We start from the raw sequence: 17,085 nt of genomic DNA, 5'->3' as shown, positions 1-17,085 counted from the left end.
CAGGGAGCCGACGTGTCAACAGGGGACGCCCCCACGCCCCGCCCCGGCGGGCGCACCTCGGCGGCCGGTTCCGCCCTGGAGAAGTCGTTGCGGGTGTTGGAGGCAGTCGCCGCCCCCGGCGGCCCGCACCGGCTCACCGACGTCATGACGGCGGCGGCCGTGCCGAAGTCGAGCACCTTCCGGATCCTGGCCTCCCTGATCGAGCAGGGCTTCGTGCGGTCCGAGGGCGAGAGCCGCTACGGCGTCGGCCCCCGGCTGCGCGGCCTGTCCGCCCTGGTCGGCGCCGGCGAGCCGGCGAGCGTCCAGAGCATCCTGCGCGAACTCCAGGAGGCCACGGGGCAGACGGTGCACCTGGCCGTCCACACCGGGGAAACCATCACCTACATCCACAAATTGGAGGGCGACCAGCCCTTCCGGACGGCCTCCCGCGTCGGCATGCGCATGCCCCTGCACTCGACGGCGATCGGCAAGGCCGTCCTGGCGCACCTGGATCCGGCGGAGGTCCGCGAGCTGGTCGCCGCCACCGGACTGCCGCGCCGCACCCCGCGGACGCTCACCACCGCGCCCGCCCTCGCCGCCGAGTTGGAGGCCGTTCGAACGCGGGGCTTCGCCTTGGACGACGAGGAGAACGAGCTGACGATCCGGTGCGCCGGGGCGGCCGTCCTCGGCCCCGACGGGCGTCCGGTGGGCGGGGTGTCCGTGACGACCGTCACCTTCCTGGTCTCCCGCGAGGAGGTCGAGGGGTACGCACCCGCCCTCCTGGCGGCGGCATCGTCGCTGGCCCCGCTGCTCTGAGGGGCCGACGGAGAAGGAATGCGGAAAACTTCCCGCGATAAGTGTTATCGGGGTCCCCCCTCGACGGTCTCCCGGTTGTTGGGCATCATCGGCCGCCGGTACGGACAGGGAAGTTCACATGAGTACAGAGCACACGGCAGCACTGGTGGCAGCGGCCCGCGCGGGCGATCCTCGCGCGCAGGACGAGCTCGTCAGCGCCCACCTGCCGCTGGTCTACAACATCGTCGGCCGGGCCCTGAACGGGTCCTTCGACGTGGACGACGTGGTGCAGGACACCATGCTCAGGGCCTTGGACGGTCTCGGCACGCTGCGCTCGGACGACAGCTTCCGGTCCTGGCTGGTGGCGATCACCATGAACCGCGTACGGGCGCACTGGCAGGCCCGCACCACCGGCCCGGGGCAGAGCGCCCTGGAGGAGGCCGCCGACGTCGCCGATCCGGGGGCCGACTTCGCCGACCTGACCGTCGTCCGCCTCCACCTTTCGGGCCAACGCCGCGAGACCGCGCGGGCCACCCGTTGGCTGGAGCCCGACGACCGGGGCCTGCTGTCGCTGTGGTGGCTGGAGTGCGCCGGCGAGCTGACCCGCGCCGAGATGGCCTCCGCCCTGGAGCTGACCCCGCAGCACACGGCGGTGCGCGTCCAGCGGATGAAGGCTCAGCTGGAGTCGGCGCGCGTGGTGGAGCGGGCACTGGAGTCCCGGCCGCTGTGCGACGGCCTGCGGGCGATGACGGGTACCTGGGACGGCCGGCCCTCCGCGCTGTGGCGCAAGCGAATAGCCCGCCACGCCCGCGAGTGCCTGCGCTGCTCGGGCCTGTGGAACGGCCTGGTCCCGGCGGAGGGGCTGCTGGCCGGTCTGGCGCTGGTCCCGGTGACCGCCGCCCTGCTGGCGGGCGTACGGTCGGCCGTGTCCTTCGGGGCCACCCCGGCGGGAGCCGCCTTCGCGGACGCGGCGACGCAGATCTCCCCCGCCGTCGCGGGCCCCGGGCGGGCCGCGCGCCGCAAGGCGGGCGAGTCGGGGCACGGGTCCGACGGGATCGACCCGGCGGCCGGCCGGGCCACCCAGCGCAAGCGGCGCCAGAACCGACGCCGGGCCATCGGCGGCGCCGTCCTCGCCGCCTGCGTCGCGGGCGGCGGCATGGTCTACCTGGTCCAGCGGCCCGGCGACGCGGACACCCGGGCCGACGGCGCCGCGACCGCCTCCCCGCTGGCCGCCCTCTCCGCGACCGGCTCGGGCTCCCCCTCCACCCAGGCCTCCCCGTCGGCTTCCGCCTCGCCCTCGGCGTCGGCCTCGACGTCCCCCTCCCCCTCGACGTCCGCCTCCGCGTCGCCGTCCAAGAGCGGTGGGGCCGAGCCCACCCCCGCACGCAGCACCTCGAAGGCGCCCAGGCCCGTCGCGCCCGCTCCGGCGCCGGCCCCGCAGGGCACGGCCGCGCAGGTGGTGGCCCTGGTCAACTCCGAGCGCGCGAAGGCCGGCTGCGGACCGGTCAAGGAGGACTCCCAGCTGCGCTCCGCCGCCCAGGGCCACTCCGACGACATGGCCGCCCGGGACTTCTTCGCGCACACCAACCCCGACGGCGCCGACCCGGGCGCGCGCACGACGGCCGCCGGGTACCGCTGGTCCACGTACGGGGAGAACATCGCGAAGGGTCAGCAGACCCCGGAATCGGTCATGAACTCGTGGATGAACAGCCCCGGCCACCGGGCCAACATCCTCAACTGCTCCTTCAAGGACATCGGCGTGGGCATCCACACGGGTTCGGGCGGTCCGTGGTGGACCCAGAACTTCGGCGCACGATGAACCGCACCTGACCCGACCTCACCCGGACCTGACGCGGACGTGATCCCGGTGGGACCCCGGCGGGACCCCGGTGCGGCCCCGGCGTCAGTGGTGGAAGCCGGAGCGGGACTCGTCGGCGGGGACCGTGGGCGGGTGCGCGGTGAGGTGGTCCACGGCCTGACGGAGGTCGACCAGGAGGAGGGCGATCTGGTCGCGGGTCACCCCGTGCCGGATCAGGACGCGTTGGATGACCGTGTCGTCGCGGTCGGCGGGCAGCGGGTACGAGGGGACCTGCCATCCGCGCATCCGCAGCCGGTCGGAGAGGTCGTAGAGGCTGAACCCGGCGCCTTCGGGGTCGGCGAGGGTGTAGGAGACGGCGGGGAGCGCCCCCTGGCCGTCGTAGAGGAGCGTGAAGGGGCCCATGTCGGCGATCTGCCCGGCCAGGTACTGGGCGGTGTCGGCGCAGGCCTGTTGGACCCGGCGGTAGCCGCCGCGGCCCAAGCGCAGGAACAGGTAGTACTGGGCGATGACCTCGCCGCCGGGGCGGGAGAAGTTGAGGGCGAAGGTCGGCATGTCGCCGCCGAGGTAGTCCACGTCGAAGACGAGGTCGGCGGGGAGCAGGTCGGCGGTGCGCCACACGATCCAGCCGACGCCGAGCGGCGCGAGTCCGTACTTGTGCCCGGAGGTGTTGACGGACGCCACACGGGCGAGGCGGAAGTCCCACACCACGTCGGGGTGGAGGAAGGGGGCGACGAAGCCGCCGCTGGCCGCGTCCACGTGGATCGGGATGTCCCAGCCGTGCTCGGCCTGGATCCGGTCGAGGGCGGCGGCGATCTCGGCGACGGGCTCGTAGTCGCAGGTGTAGGTGACGCCGAGGATGGCGACGACGCCGATGGTGTTCTCGTCGACGTACTCGGCGAGCTGGTGGGGGCGCAGTCCGGTGGCGCCCGGCTCCAGGGGGACCTGCCGCAGTTCCACGTCGAAGTACCGGCCGAACTTCTCCCAGCAGACCTGCACGGGGCCGCAGACCAGGTTGGGGCGGTCGGTGGACTTGCCCTCGGCGCGGCGGCGTTCGCGCCAGCGCCATTTGAGGGCGAGCCCGCCGAGCATGGCGGCCTCGCTTGAGCCGGTGGTGGAGCAGCCGGTGCCGGCGGTGCCCCGGGGGGCGTTCCAGAGGTCGGCGAGGATGTTGACGCAGCGGGCCTCGATCTCGGCGGTCTGCGGGTACTCGTCCTTGTCGATCATGTTCTTGTCGAGGCACTCGTTCATCAGCCGGTGCACGCCGTCGTCCGACCAGGTGGTGCAGAAGGTGGCCAGGTTCTGGGCGGCGTTGCCGTCGAGGAGGAGTTCGTTGTGGAGCAGCGAATAGACCACCTCGGAGGGCGAGTGGTCGTCGGGCATCCGGTACTTGGGGAGGATCTCGCCGCTCAGCGCGGACGCGAACACGTCCGTGCCGGCGTCCTCGGCGTGCGCGTCCTTCGTCTTGTGAAGAGCCATATCCGGACTATAGACACATAGCGGTCGGTAAGGCCTGAGGTGTGGCACCCCCCGGCACCCCCCGACACCCCCCGGCGGAAGCCTGAAGACGGGTTCAGGAACCTTCAGGGACGGTTCAGGCGGGCCACCGAGAGTGGGGTCATCGCCGCACGGAACCCCGCACGGCGCCACCACGCAGCCGGGAGACACCCCATGCCCCACAGCCGTCCGTTCGCCTCGCCCCGCCACCGCCTGGTGGCCTCCGTCCTCGCCGCGGGGGCCCTCGGCCTCACGCTGACCGCCTGCGGTTCGGATTCCGGCGCGGGCGTGGACAAGGCCCGCTCGGCCCCGGCCGCCGAGGCGACCCCGGCCACGGAGCCCGTCGCGGCCGAGGCCCCCGCCCCCGGGACCACCCCGAAGGCCGCACCCGACGCCGCCGCGGGCCCCGCCGAGAAGGGCGGCCCGAAGACGACCCGGATCCAGGCCGTCGCCACGGCCGAGCGTTCGGTGGCGGGGGGCAGGATCACCGACGTCGAGCCCGCCCGTACCTGGAGATCCCGGCGGCCAAGCTGGACGCCGCCCGCGTCGACCGGAAGGCCGCCGCCCGCACCGCCCTGACCGGGGCGGGCGACGGGTTCGTCTCCCGGATCTCCATCCAGGGCAGCGAGTCCCGGCCGCTGTGGCAGGTGCGCGTGAACGTCGGCGAGCTGCGCCACGAGATCGACGTGGACGCGAAGACCGGAGCGGTGGTCCGGCACGAGAAGGAGACCGGCCGCGCCACCGACCCCGCGCGGAACGACCGGACCGGCTCCCACGGCCGCGAGGACTCGGACCGGCGCCCGTCCAAGGAAGAGGTCCGCGAGCGCTCGGGCGACTTCGGCCGCGACTTCTACGACTGATCCCGGCACGTTCCGCGCTAATCGGCTTAATAGGTAGGATTCGGGCAATGAGCAGCATCCTGATCGTCGAGGACGAGGCCTCCCTCGCCTCCGTCCTGCGCCGCGGGTTCGAGGCGGAGGGGCTGAGGGTCGACCTCGCGCACGACGGGAACGAGGGGCTGCGGCTCGCCCCTCGCCGGGGAGTACGACGCGATCGTGCTCGACGTGATGCTCCCCGGCCTCGACGGCCACCGGGTCTGCCGGGCGGTGCGGGCCGCCGGGCTGTGGACGCCCATCCTGATGCTCACCGCGAAGGACAGCGAGTACGACGAGGCCGAGGGCCTGGACACGGGGGCGGACGACTACCTCACCAAGCCCTTCTCGTACCTGATCCTCCAGGCCCGGCTGCGCGCCCTGCTGCGGCGCGTGGCCGCCGCCCGGCCGGCCCTCGTCGAGGTCGGGGACCTGGTCCTGGAACCCTGGCCATCGCGCGGGACATCGCCGCCGCGCACGGGGCGCGTTGTCGGCCGGATCGGGTCCCGGCGGCCGTTTCACGCTGCGTCTTCCGGCCGATTCCGGAGTGTGACCCCTTCCATATGACCCGTTCAACACCATAAGAATTCCTGCCACATGGCACTTTCCCCGGAAATCCTCCCGCCCGAAGCGGCGGAGACGGTCGGGACGGGAAGATCACTCATATGGTTGTATGCAGAACTTGTCTGCGCATGTCCGGATAGCGGTCAACTGGCCTGGTCACGCTGGTAGTTCTTCGCTCATGAACAAGATCACCCGCCGGCAGGCTTTGGGCGCCACTGCCGGTGCACTCACCGTCCTCGGCATCGCGGGCGCCACCGCGCACGCCGCCGCCACCGACTCCCGGGCCGCGACCACCCCCGCCGGCACCGTCGACGAGGTGTACCAGGGCCGCCGCATACGCATAACCCCCGCCACGGGCGGCGGCCACCACGGGGGCCACCACTCCCCGGGCCTGCCGACCGTCACGATAGACGGGCGTGAACTGCACGTGATGCAGAACGCCGACGGCACCTGGATCAGCGTGGTCAACCACTACGAGACCTTCGCCGAGCCCGTTTCGCTCGCCCGGGCCGCCGTGCGCGACCTCCAGGGCTCCCAGCTCGCGCCGATGCAGATGGGTGGCACGGCATGACCGTCCGCAAGAACCAGGCCACCCTCACCGCCGAGGAGAAGCGGGCCTTCGCCAACGCGCTGCTCGAACTGAAGCGCACCGGCCGCTACGACCGCTTCGTGACCACCCACAACGGTTTCATCATGAGCGACACCGACTCCGGCGACCGGGTGGGCCACCGCTCCCCCTCCTTCCTCCCCTGGCACCGCCGGTTTCTCCTGGAGTTCGAAGCGGCTCTCCAGGCGGTGGACGCGAGCGTGGCGCTCCCCTACTGGGACTGGACCGTCGACCGCACCTCCCGCTCCTCCCTGTGGGCCGGCGACTTCCTCGGCGGCACCGGGCGGGCCCGCGACGGTCAGGTCCTCGACGGTCCCTTCGCCTACGCCGCCGGCAAGTGGGAGGTGACGGTCCGCGTGGACGGCCGCGCCTACCTGCGGCGCGCGCTCGGCGAGGGCGTCGCCCAACTGCCCACCAAGGCCGAGGTGGAGGCCGTGCTGGCGATGCCGGTCTACGACGCGGCCCCCTGGAACAGCTCGTCCGGCGGCTTCCGCAACAACCTGGAGGGCTGGCGCGGGGCCAACCTGCACAACCGGGTCCACGTGTGGGTCGGCGGCCAGATGGCCACCGGCGTCTCCCCGAACGACCCGGTGTTCTGGATGCACCACGCCTACATCGACAAGCTGTGGGCCGACTGGCAGGCCAGGCACCCCCAGTCGACGTACCTGCCGACGGCGGGCACGGCGAACGTCGTGGACCTGCGCGACACGATGCGGCCCTGGAACGACGTGACCCCGGCGGACATGCTCGACCACCGGAAGTTCTACACGTTCGACACCGAGCCGGCCGCCTCCGCCCTCCAGCGGTAGTGCAGTTCGGGGCGGCCGACCTGGCCGTAGCGGGGGGCGCGGTCCGCGCGGCCCGTGTCCACCAGGTGCTCCAGGTAGCGGCGGGCGGTGATCCGTGAGGTCCCGGCCGCCGCGGCCGCCCCGGCCGCGGTCAGCCCCTCGGGGGCGGACCGCAACAGCGCCGCGACCCGGTCCAGGGTCGGGGCGCTGAGCCCTTTGGGCAGCTCCGTCGGACCGGGCGCGCGCAGGGCGGCGAGCGCCCGGTCCACGTCGTCCTGACCGGCCGCCTCGCCCGCCGTCGCACGGAACTCCGCGTAGCGCAGCAGCCGTTCGCGCAGGGTCGGGAAGGCGAAGGGCTTCAGTACGTACTGCACGACGCCCACCGAGACGCTCTCGCGAACCATCGCGAGATCACGCGCGGAGGTCACCGCGATCACGTCGACGGGATGGCCCGCGGCCCGCAGCCCCCGGGCGAAGCGCAGCCCGTGCCCGTCCGGGAGGGTCAGGTCGAGCAGCAAGAGGTCCACGCGGGTGCGCTCCAGCACCCGGGCGGCCTCGGCGAGGGAGTGGACGGCGGCCACGGCCGTGAACCCGGGCACCCGACCGACGTAGAGGGCGTGTGCGTCGGCGGCGACGGGGTCGTCCTCGACCACCAGCACCCGCACCTCGGGCGCGCTCACGAGGATCCGCCCGCGGTGCGCTGCCCCGGGATGCGGTACCCGGGCGGGAGCCCGGGATCGACCGGCGGGGGCGGGGGTTCCTGCGCCGGCCCCGTTTCGGCGGGCGGTAGGCGTACGGTGAACTCCGCTCCCCCGCACGGCACTTCGGCGGCGTCCACGGTGCCCCCGTGGCGGTGGGCCACCTGCCGGACCAGGGCCAGGCCCAGGCCGCGCCCCTCCCCCTTGCCGGACCAGCCCCGCCGGAACACGTCCACCCCCTCGGGCAGCCCGGGGCCGTTGTCGGCGACCTTCAGCAGGAGCCCGGCGGGGTCGCGGCGCACGGTGACGGCGATCCGCCCGGCCGGGACTCCGGTGAGGGCGTCGACCGCGTTGTCGATGAGGTTGCCGAGCACGGTGACCAGGTCCCGGGCGGGCGGGATGCCCGGGCCGGCGTCGATCGCCCCGCTGTCGGGGGTGACGACCAGCTCGATGCCCCGCTCGTGGGCTTGGGCGGCCTTGCCGAGCAGCAGGGCGACCAGGACGGGTTCGCCCACGGCGGTGACGACCTCGTCGGTCAGGGCCTGGGCCAGCTCCAGCTCCGCGGTGGCGAACTCCACCGCTTCCTCGGAACGACCCAGCTCGATGAGGGAGACCACGGTGTGCAGCCGGTTGGCGGCCTCGTGGGCCTGGGAGCGCAACGCCTGGGTGAAACCCCGCTCGTGGTCCAGTTCCCCGGCGAGCGCCTGGAGTTCGGTGTGGTCGCGCAGGGTGACCACGGTGCCCCTGCGCCCCCCGCCGGCGACGGGCGAGCTGTTGACGACCAGGACCCGGTCGGCGGTGAGGTGCACCTCGTCCACCCGGGGCCGGTCGGCGAGCAGGGCCCCGGTGAGGGGGGCCGGGAGGCCGAGGTCCGCGACCCCGGTACCGGTGATCCGCCCGCGCAGGCCCAGCAGTTCGCGACCGGCGTCGTTGACGAGGGTGATCCGGCGGTGGCCGTCGAGCAGGAGCAGCCCCTCGCGGACGCCGTGCAGGGCCGCCTGGTGGTAGTCGTACATCCGGCTCAGCCCGGCGGCGTTCATCCCGTGGGTGTGCCGGCGCAGCCGGGCGTTGACCACGTACGTACCCGCTCCCCCGAGGGCCAGCGCCCCGGCGGCGACCCAGCCGAGGGCGGAGAGCTGCTCGGCGAGGCGGTCGCTGACGGCGCGGACGGTGATGCCGGCGCTGACCAGACCGACGATCCTCCCGTCGACGTCGGCGAGCGGGGTGACCACGCGGATGGAGGGCCCCAGCGTGCCGGTGTAGGTCTCGCTGAAAGTCTCGCCGCGCAGGGCGGGTGCGGTGTTGCCGAGGAAGCGCTCGCCGATGCGGCGGGGGTCGGGGTGGGTCCAGCGCCGGCCGTCCGGGGCCATGATCGTCACGAAGTCCACGCCGGAGTCGGCGCGCACCCGCTCGGCGTAGGGCTGGAGGGCGGCCGAGGGGTCGGATCCGCTCGCGGCGCCCCGTACGGCCTCGCGCACGGAGGGCGAGTCGGCCACGGCTCCGGCCACGGCTCCGGCCTGGCGCCGGGCGGAGTCCTCGGCCTGGCCGCGGGCGGTCGCGTACGCGAAGACGGCGCAGCCCGCGATGACGACGGCGACCACCAGCACCTGCATGGCGAAGAGCTGGCCGGCGAGGCTCCGGGGCGGACGGGGGAAGCGGAACATGGCGCTCAGTGTGCACCCGGCCGTGAACTCAATGAACGCAAGGGTGACCGGGGTCACAGCACGGGCGATGGTCCTCCCGGGACACATTCACCACCCGGGAGGCATCGTGGCCGCCAGGCGCGACAGAACGCACTATCTCTACATCGCGGTGATCGCCGCGGTACTGCTCGGCATCGCCGTCGGCTTCGCCGCGCCCGGCGTGGCCGTGGAGCTGAAGCCCTTGGGCACGGGCTTCGTGAACCTCATCAAGATGATGATCTCGCCCGTGATCTTCTGCACGATCGTGCTGGGGATCGGCTCCGTCCGCAAGGCCGCCAAGGTGGGGGCGGTCGGCGGGCTGGCCCTGGGCTACTTCATGGTGATGTCCACCGTGGCCCTGGCCATCGGGCTCCTCGTCGGGAACCTCCTCGAACCGGGCAGCGGGCTGCACCTGACGGAGGCGGTCCGGCACGCCGGAGAGGCGCAGGCCAAGGCGGGCGGGGCCGAGAGCACCCCGGAGTTCCTCCTCGGGATCATCCCGACGACGCTGGTGTCGGCCTTCACCGGGGGCGAGGTGCTCCAGACGCTGCTGGTGGCGCTGCTGTCCGGGTTCGCGCTCCAGGCCATGGGCAGGACGGGCGAACCGCTGCTGCGCGGGATCGGGCACGTACAGAAGCTCGTGTTCCGAATCCTGGCGATGATCATGTGGGCGGCGCCGGTGGGCGCGTTCGGTGCCATCGCCGCGGTGGTGGGCGCGACCGGCATGGACGCGCTGAAGTCCCTCGCCGTGATCATGATCGGCTTCTACACCACCTGCCTGCTCTTCGTCTTCGTGGTGCTGGGCACGCTGTTGCGGGTGTGTACGGGCATCAGCGTGTTCTCACTGGTGCGCTACCTCGGCCGGGAGTTCCTGCTGATCCTGTCGACCTCCTCCTCGGAGTCGGCGCTGCCCCGGCTGATCGCGAAGATGGAGCACCTCGGGGTGTCGCGGCCGGTCACCGGCATCACCGTGCCCACCGGGTACTCGTTCAACCTGGACGGCACGGCCATCTACCTGACCATGTCCTCGCTGTTCGTCGCGGAAGCGATGGGCAAACCCCTCGCGCTCGGCGAGCAGATCTCCCTGCTGCTGTTCATGATCATCGCCTCGAAGGGCGCCGCCGGGGTCACCGGGGCCGGGCTGGCCACCCTGGCCGGAGGCCTCCAGTCGCACCGGCCCGAACTGGTCGACGGAGTGGGCCTGATCGTCGGCATCGACCGGTTCATGAGCGAGGCGCGCGCCATGACCAACTTCGCGGGCAACGCCGTCGCCACCGTCCTCATCGGGACCTGGACCAAGGAGTTCGACCGCGAGCGCGCCGCCGAAGTCCTCGCGGGTCGGGCGCCGTTCGACGAGACCACCCTGATCGACGACGACCACCCGGCCACCCCGGCCGGTCCCGACACCCCCGGCACGGCCGCCGTGCCCACGACGCCCAGGACGCCGCCGACGCGAGCACGGCGGCCGTGCCCGGGCCCGCCGCGGGCGCCCCGGCGGCCCCCAAGGACGGGGTACCTGCCTGACCGGTACCCGCGCGACCGCCGGCCGGGCAGGGCTCGCCCCCACGGTGCCCCGCCCGGTCGGCAGCTGTTTTCGGCCGGCAGGCCGGTAAATCCAGTGCGGTAAAAGGTACTTCCCTACGGGGCGGTACGTCTGACATCTTGCGTCCACCACTCGTTTCGTACGACCCGGTACGTGCCACACGCACCGCCGGGTCATCGGAGGACGCATTGATACCCCACATATCCAGCCGACCTCGACGTACCCTCGTGCTGGCGGCCGCCCTAGGCGCCGCCCTCACCTTCGGAGCCCCGGCCGCGCTGGCCGGTACCGCTCCCGTCTCCCCCTCGGGCTCCGCCGTTTCGGCCGTCCCCAAGGCTGCGGCCCCGGCTTCCCAGAGTGCGACCTGGGCTGCCGGCACCCGTGCCTACCTCGTGATCTCCGCCCCCGGTGACAGCACGGCCGTACGCTCGGCCGTCACCGCCAACGGCGGCACGGTCTTCTCGACCTTCGACGCGATCGGCGTCATCGTCGCCCACTCCGCCTCGGCCGGCTTCGCCACCACCATGCGCGGGGTCAGCGGGGTCCAGAAGGTGGGCGCGACGCGCACCTCGGACGTACCGGCCGACGCCTACAACCCGGCGCTGCCCGCCAACCCGGCGCAGTCGAGCACGGCGGCGGGCGAGCCCGTCCGCGCCGACATGAGCCAGATCAAGGCCGACCAGGCCTGGGCGGTCACCACCGGCTCGGCGTCCGTGAAGGTCGGCATCCTCGACACCGGTGTGGACGACCAGCACCAGGACCTGGCGCCCAACTTCAACGCGGCGGACTCGGTCTCCTGCGCGTACGGCAAGCCCGACACCCGCGCCGGCGCCTGGCGTGACGTGGACACCCACGGCACCCACGTGGCCGGCACCATCGCGGCCGCCAAGAACGGCAAGGGCGTCGTCGGCGTGGCCCCGGGCGTGAAGATCTCCGCGGTCCGCGTCGCCGAGCCCGGCAACTCGTTCTTCTTCGCCGAGAACACCATCTGCGGGTTCGTGTGGGCCGGTGACCACGGCTTCAAGGTCACCAACAACAGCTACTACACCGACCCGTGGCAGTTCAACTGCCCGGACAACATCGACCAGGCCGCCATCATCGAGGGCGTCACCCGCGCCCAGCAGTACGCGGAGGGCAAGGGCTCCCTCCAGGTCGCCGCGGCGGGCAACGAGAACTACGACCTCGCGCACAAGACGACGGACAGCGCGAGCCCGAACGACTCGACGCCGGTCACCCGCACCATCACCAACGCCTGCCTGGACATCCCGACCGAACTCCCGGGCGTGGTCACGGTCGCGGCGAACGGCACCGGCGTCACGAAGGCCTCGTTCTCCAACTTCGGCGCGGGCGTCATCGACGTCGCGGCTCCGGGCAGCGACGTCTACTCCACCCTGCCGGGCGGCAAGTACGGCACCAAGAGCGGCACTTCGATGGCCACGCCGCACGTCGTCGGTGTCGCGGCGCTGCTCGCCAGTGCCAACCCGGGCATCACGCCGGCGCAGCTGCGCGACAAGCTGGCCACCCAGGCCAACGACATCGCCTGCCCGTCGGACAACCGCTGCACGGGCACCGCGGCGAACAACGCCTTCTTCGGCGAGGGCCAGGTCGACGCGCTGAAGGCGGTCGGCGGAACCACGCCGCCGGCCGGCAAGTACTTCGAGAACACGGCCGACTTCGCGATCGCCGACAACGCGACCGTGGAGAGTCCGATCGCCGTCAGCGGTGTGAGCGGCAACGCACCGGCCACCCTCAAGGTGGGCGTGAACATCGCGCACACCTACATCGGTGACCTCAAGGTCGACCTGGTCGCTCCGGACGGCACCGTCTACACGGTGCACAACCGGGCCGGCGGCAGCGCCGACAACATCAACCAGACCTACACCGTCAACGCCTCCTCGGAGGTGGCGAACGGGACCTGGAAGCTCCGGGTCAACGACAACGCCGGCGGCGACACCGGCAAGATCGACTCCTGGAACCTGACCTTCTAGTCGAACCGGGTGTCGGGGGCCATCGGAGAACGGTTCGACCGTTCCCCGGTGGCCCTCCGTCGTTCCCGTGCCTTCTCATCGGGTGCGCAGGACGCAGTCCCCGCAGAGGCCGCCGCCCGGGACCTTGTAGTAGAGGCAGCAGCTGCGGCGGACGAAGGCCACCCCGAGGCCGGGCTCGTGGAGGAAGGTGCCCGTGCCGGACAGGGCGCCGTCCTCCGCCAGCAGGGCGCCCGCCAGTTCCACGGCCGTGTCCCCCTCGACCCGGTCCATCAGCATCCGCAGGGCGCCGACCAGCCCGGAGGCGGTGTTGCCCCGCAGCACCCGGGCCGACACCCCATAGGCCTCCCGCAGTGCGGTGTCGAGCCGGGTCAGGTTGCCGAGGACGCTCTCGCCGAGGGCCTCGGCGGGGAGCCCGGCCGGCTCCGGCAGCCACAGCTCCAGCGAACCGGCGGCGGGCAGCCTCCAGTGGACCCGGTCCGGGTCGAGATCCGGCACCCGCCCGGCGAGGGCGGCGCAGCCGAGCCCGAGCGACCACAGCCGCGAGGCGATCCCGAACTGCGCGGTCGAGGCGGCGACCCGGCCGGGCCCGCTGCCGATCCGCCGCCCGACCTCGGCGACGTACGGTCGCAGGTGCGCCCCGTACAGCTCCGTCAGCGGACGGAAGCCCGGTGCGGGCGGCTCCTCGCCGTGGGCGACGGTGAAGAACGGGCCGACGGCGGCCAGCCGGGTGAGGACGGCGGCGAAGTCGGCCGGTTCGGTGACGGAGTCCATGCCCGGATGATCTCAGGCGGACCGCGTCGAAGACCCGGGGGCTCCGGTGGCGCCCCCGGGTCACTGCGGTGTCGGCGCGATCAGGACGCCGGGGAGTAGGCCGCGACCTCGAAGTCGGACATGTCGAGGCCGCCTTCCTTGGTGTCGTCGTTGGCGAAGACGAACGACTCGATCGGCACGTTCCGTTCGGCGCTGAGCTGCGCCACGAGCTCTTGGAGGACCACGGTTTCCAGGACCACCCGCACCGCGTCGGCGGTCTTCGGCAGCCGGACGGTGTGGAGGTTCTCCGCGACGTCCACGTCCACGGTGGTGAGCAGCAGGGTCAGGTGGCCCGCGCCGGCCAGCGAGCGGGCCAGCTCGATCTCGCGGCCGTCTCCGTAGACCAGGTGCAGGGTGTTGCCCGCCGATTCCATCTCCCCGTGCAGGTAGTTGCGGGTGGCGGAGTGCGCGGCGGTCATCCGGACCACCTCGCGCAGCAGGAGCGCGCCCTCTTCGGCGGAGGCCCGGGAGGCTCCGGCGGCGACCCCGTCGGACGCGATGCAGCGGGCGCCGCGCTCCTTGAGGGCCGCCACCACCTGGGTGGACTGTTCGTGGACCGCGGTGGTCTGCTCCGCGATGTCGGCCCACGGGTCGCCGTCGCGCCCGGCGAGGGCGCCCGCGATGAGGTCGAGGGCCACGATGGTGCCGGTGTAGCCGATGGTGGAGGCGTAGGAGTCGGGCTCGTTTCCGAGGTCGACGACGAGGTCGGCCAGCTCGCCCATCGGGGAAGCCGCCACGTTCAGCAGCGCGGTCCGGGTGACCCCGGGGGCGGCGTTCTGGAAGGCGGCGAGCGTCTCGGAGCTGCGCCCGCCCTGGGAGACGGCGATCAGGCAGTCGGTCTCGAAGCCGGCCGTGCCGGTCTCGATCTCGCTGGACAGCACGCGCTGGGTGACGACTCCGGCCTCGCGCAACTGCTGGACAGGGACGGCGAGGGCTGCGTACGAGGCGCCGATTCCGGTGAAGAGGGGGCGGCGGGCGGTGCGCAGCGCGGCCGACTCCGGGGAGGCGAGCCGGGTGCGGACGCGTTCGGCGATCCGGGCGAGGGCTGCGCCCTGGTCGGCCTGGCCTTCGAGGAAGGTGATGCGGGATCCGGACATGGTGGTGGCTCCTGGCGGTGGGGAAGGTGCGGGTGGGGCGGTGCTCAGGCGGGCGAGTCGGCCTTGGGAGTCCCGGGGGCCTTGGGAGCTCCGGAGGCCTCTGGGGCCTCGGCGGCCTCGGGGCCCTCGGCCGGCTCGGTGGGCCGGGCGCCCCGCACGGCCTTGGCGGGCTTGGCTTCCTCGGCGTCCGGATCGCGTTCGCGACCCGGCGTCGGCAGGTCCCACTTGACGATGGCGAAGCGGAAGATCACGTAGTAGAGGGCGGCGAAGGCCAGGCCGATCGGGATGAGCAGCAGCGGCTTGGTGGCGATGCCGAAGTTGACGACGTAGTCGATGGCGCCGGAGGAGAAGCCGAAGCCGTCGCGGATGCCGAGGGCGTAGCACAGGGCCATCGAGACGCCGAAGAGGACGGCGTGGATGGCGTAGAGCACGGGGGCCACGAACATGAAGGCGAACTCGATGGGCTCCGTGACGCCGGTGACGAAGGCGGTCAGGGCGACGGAGATCATCATGCCCTTGACCATGGCGCGGTTCTCCGGGCGGGCGGTGTGCGCGATGGCCATCGCGGCGGCCGGCAGGGCGAACATGTAGATCGGGAAGCCGCCGGTCATGAACTGGCCCGCGGTGGGGTCTCCGGCGAGGAAGCGGTGGATGTCCCCGTGGACCTCGGCGCCGGTGGTCGGGTTGACGAAGGTGCCCGCCTCGAACCAGGGGAAGAACGAGAAGAAGTGGTGCATCCCGATGGGGATGAGGGCGCGCACGACGAGGCCGAAGAGGCCCGCGCCCCAGGCGCCGGTGCCGACGAGCCACTCGCCGAAGTGGAAGAACCAGCTGCCGACCGTCGGCCAGACCACTCCGAAGACGATGCCCATGCCGACGCCGGCGAAGGCGCTCAGGATGGGCACGAGGCGGCGCCCGCCGAAGAATCCGAGCCAGTCGGGCAGCTTGGTGCGGCTGAACCGCTGGTAGAGGAGGGCGGCGACGAGGCCCATCACGATGCCGCCGAGCACCTTGGCGTCGAGGGGCTCGCCGTCGGCGCCGACCGGGAAGGCCTTGCTGGCGAGCACGGCCTTGAAGACCAGGTAGCCGACCACCGCGGACAGGGCGGTGGATCCGTCCGCCTTCTTGGCGAAGCCGATGGCCACGCCGACCGCGAAGAGCAGCGGCAGATTGGCGAAGACGGCGTCGCCGGCCGCGGCCAGGACCATCGCGAACTTCTGGATGAGCACCGGGAAGTTCTCGCGGCCGAGCAGGTCGGCGCCGCCGAGCCGGGTCAGCAGGGCGGCGGCGGGCAGGGTGGCCACGGGCAGCATCAGGCTCCGGCCGATGCGCTGCATGACCGGCATGATCCGGGCCGACTTCTTGCCGGCGGCCGGTGCGGTGGCCGTACTCATCGCGGTACTCCTCGTCGAGCGGGGGTCGGGGGGACGATCCCGAAGGTACTTACTTGTTTCTTAGTGGTCAATAGTGGTCTGGTGTGGTCTTTCCCGGAGACACCCACTCGCTGCCAAGGTCCCCTGGAGTCAGGCCCTACGACCCTGACCAACTGGTAGTGAGTGGTATGCTTGCGGGCATGACCGCCGACTCCTCGCCCGCCACCGCCCCGCCCGCCCTCGGAGCCGATCCGTTGTGGTCGCGGGCCGCCGACCGGATCCGCGAGGAGATCGCCCGACGCGGCCTGTCCGAGGGCAGCAAGCTCCCGGCCGAGCGTGAACTGTGCACCCGCCTCGACATCTCCCGCGTCACGCTGCGCCGGGCCCTCGCCCACCTCGTGGACCAGGGTCTGGTCACCTCCTCGCACGGCCGCGGCTGGTTCGTCGCCACCCCGACGGCGCCGGCGCCGGCCCGCGACTGGCCGAAGGACCTGGAGTCCTTCACCGCCACCGCCCGGCGCAAGCACATGCGGCCCGGCTCGCTCGTCCTGCGCCACGACCAGGTCACCGCGTCCCTGGACGACGCCGACCGCCTCGGCGTCCCGGCGGGCACCTCGCTGATGCGCCTGGAGCGGGTGCGCCTGCTCAACGACGTACGGATCGCCCTCGACCGCACCCTCCTCGTCCTGGAACTCGCGCCGGACCTCGTCCGGGCCGACTTCCGCGAGGCCTCCCTCTTCGAGGAGCTGGTCCGCTGGGGCGTGGAACCGGAGCGGGCCGAGGCCACGATCGAGGCCCGCTCGGCGGACGAGGAGTTGGCCGGGCACCTCGGCATCGCGCCGGGCGCGCCCGTGCTCGTACTCGACCAGACCGTGTACACGCGCGAACAGCGGCCGCTCCTGCTGTCGACGGTGGAGTACAGCGGGGACCGCTACCGGCTGCGCACCACCTTCCAGACAGACTGACACGGCACGCC

Annotated in this window: 15 protein-coding genes and 1 pseudogene; 10 read left to right on the top strand and 6 right to left on the bottom strand. The window is 72.6% G+C overall.

Annotation, left to right across the window (positions count from 1 at the left end; translation table 11 throughout):
• Nucleotides 1-12 precede the first annotated feature (12 nt).
• Nucleotides 13-795 (top strand): IclR family transcriptional regulator, encoded by a 783-nt coding sequence (locus tag ACIOD1_RS08275; protein WP_365617154.1) that lies wholly within the window; start codon nt 13-15, stop codon nt 793-795.
• Nucleotides 796-913: 118 nt separating this feature from the next.
• A complete protein-coding gene (locus ACIOD1_RS08270) occupies nt 914-2,593 on the top strand; it encodes a sigma-70 family RNA polymerase sigma factor (RefSeq protein WP_401901019.1) in 1,680 nt (559 codons plus the stop codon).
• A gap of 84 nt (nt 2,594-2,677) precedes the next feature.
• Here ACIOD1_RS08270 and ACIOD1_RS08265 read toward each other — a convergent pair whose 3' ends face one another.
• A complete protein-coding gene (locus ACIOD1_RS08265) occupies nt 2,678-4,069 on the bottom strand; it encodes a glutamate decarboxylase (protein ID WP_365617158.1) in 1,392 nt (463 codons plus the stop codon).
• Between the two features lie 192 nt (nt 4,070-4,261).
• Between ACIOD1_RS08265 and ACIOD1_RS08260 the strand changes: the two genes are divergently transcribed.
• The 5 genes and pseudogenes from ACIOD1_RS08260 to ACIOD1_RS08240 all read left to right on the top strand — a co-directional run bounded on the left by ACIOD1_RS08260 (nt 4,262) and on the right by ACIOD1_RS08240 (nt 6,939).
• Complete coding sequence (locus ACIOD1_RS08260; protein ID WP_401901017.1) at nt 4,262-4,666, top strand: hypothetical protein; 405 nt, start codon at nt 4,262-4,264, stop codon at nt 4,664-4,666.
• Between the two features lie 74 nt (nt 4,667-4,740).
• Complete coding sequence (locus ACIOD1_RS08255; RefSeq protein WP_401901015.1) at nt 4,741-4,947, top strand: hypothetical protein; 207 nt, start codon at nt 4,741-4,743, stop codon at nt 4,945-4,947.
• 47 nt (nt 4,948-4,994) lie between these two features.
• Nucleotides 4,995-5,424, top strand: a pseudogene (locus ACIOD1_RS08250) (response regulator transcription factor); the annotation flags it as partial.
• Nucleotides 5,425-5,701: 277 nt separating this feature from the next.
• A complete protein-coding gene (locus tag ACIOD1_RS08245; RefSeq protein ID WP_365617164.1) occupies nt 5,702-6,094 on the top strand; it encodes a tyrosinase cofactor in 393 nt (130 codons plus the stop codon).
• The gene (locus ACIOD1_RS08240; RefSeq protein ID WP_365617166.1) at nt 6,091-6,939 is read left to right on the top strand and encodes a tyrosinase family protein; all 849 of its coding nucleotides are present in this window, start codon (nt 6,091-6,093) and stop codon (nt 6,937-6,939) included. The genes ACIOD1_RS08245 and ACIOD1_RS08240 overlap by 4 nt, the downstream gene beginning before the upstream one ends.
• On the opposite strand, the gene ACIOD1_RS08235 is transcribed toward ACIOD1_RS08240, so the two are convergent.
• Nucleotides 6,894-7,598 carry a response regulator gene (locus ACIOD1_RS08235; RefSeq protein WP_365617167.1) on the bottom strand — a complete coding sequence of 235 codons (705 nt, stop codon included), beginning with the start codon at nt 7,596-7,598 and terminating at the stop codon, nt 6,894-6,896. The genes ACIOD1_RS08240 and ACIOD1_RS08235 overlap by 46 nt on opposite strands.
• The gene (locus tag ACIOD1_RS08230) at nt 7,595-9,280 is read right to left on the bottom strand and encodes a sensor histidine kinase (RefSeq protein ID WP_365617169.1); all 1,686 of its coding nucleotides are present in this window, start codon (nt 9,278-9,280) and stop codon (nt 7,595-7,597) included. The genes ACIOD1_RS08235 and ACIOD1_RS08230 overlap by 4 nt, the downstream gene beginning before the upstream one ends.
• Nucleotides 9,281-9,347: 67 nt before the next feature.
• Here ACIOD1_RS08230 and ACIOD1_RS08225 point away from each other — a divergent pair, with 67 nt between their 5' ends.
• Both ACIOD1_RS08225 and ACIOD1_RS08220 read left to right on the top strand, forming a co-directional pair.
• A complete protein-coding gene (locus tag ACIOD1_RS08225; RefSeq protein ID WP_401901394.1) occupies nt 9,348-10,925 on the top strand; it encodes a cation:dicarboxylate symporter family transporter in 1,578 nt (525 codons plus the stop codon).
• A 143-nt stretch (nt 10,926-11,068) separates the two neighbouring features.
• Nucleotides 11,069-12,829, top strand: coding sequence for a S8 family serine peptidase (locus tag ACIOD1_RS08220; RefSeq protein ID WP_365617173.1), 1,761 nt, complete (start codon nt 11,069-11,071; stop codon nt 12,827-12,829).
• Between the two features lie 75 nt (nt 12,830-12,904).
• On the opposite strand, the gene ACIOD1_RS08215 is transcribed toward ACIOD1_RS08220, so the two are convergent.
• From ACIOD1_RS08215 to ACIOD1_RS08205, 3 genes are all read right to left on the bottom strand, one after another.
• A complete protein-coding gene (locus tag ACIOD1_RS08215) occupies nt 12,905-13,600 on the bottom strand; it encodes a (2Fe-2S)-binding protein (protein ID WP_401901011.1) in 696 nt (231 codons plus the stop codon).
• Between the two features lie 80 nt (nt 13,601-13,680).
• Nucleotides 13,681-14,736 carry an SIS domain-containing protein gene (locus ACIOD1_RS08210; RefSeq protein ID WP_365617177.1) on the bottom strand — a complete coding sequence of 352 codons (1,056 nt, stop codon included), beginning with the start codon at nt 14,734-14,736 and terminating at the stop codon, nt 13,681-13,683.
• A gap of 44 nt (nt 14,737-14,780) precedes the next feature.
• Nucleotides 14,781-16,130, bottom strand: coding sequence for a PTS transporter subunit EIIC (locus ACIOD1_RS08205; RefSeq protein WP_401901008.1), 1,350 nt, complete (start codon nt 16,128-16,130; stop codon nt 14,781-14,783).
• Nucleotides 16,131-16,309: 179 nt separating this feature from the next.
• Between ACIOD1_RS08205 and ACIOD1_RS08200 the strand changes: the two genes are divergently transcribed.
• Nucleotides 16,310-17,074: a GntR family transcriptional regulator gene (locus ACIOD1_RS08200; RefSeq protein WP_401901006.1), complete on the top strand. Its 765-nt coding sequence runs from the start codon at nt 16,310-16,312 to the stop codon at nt 17,072-17,074.
• Nucleotides 17,075-17,085 lie beyond the last annotated feature (11 nt).

It is taken from the genome of Streptomyces sp. NPDC088097 (assembly GCF_044741845.1).
Taxonomy (GTDB): domain Bacteria; phylum Actinomycetota; class Actinomycetes; order Streptomycetales; family Streptomycetaceae; genus Streptomyces.
Note: the sequence above shows the minus strand (reverse complement) of the source record. Positions and strands in the feature narration are given on the sequence as shown.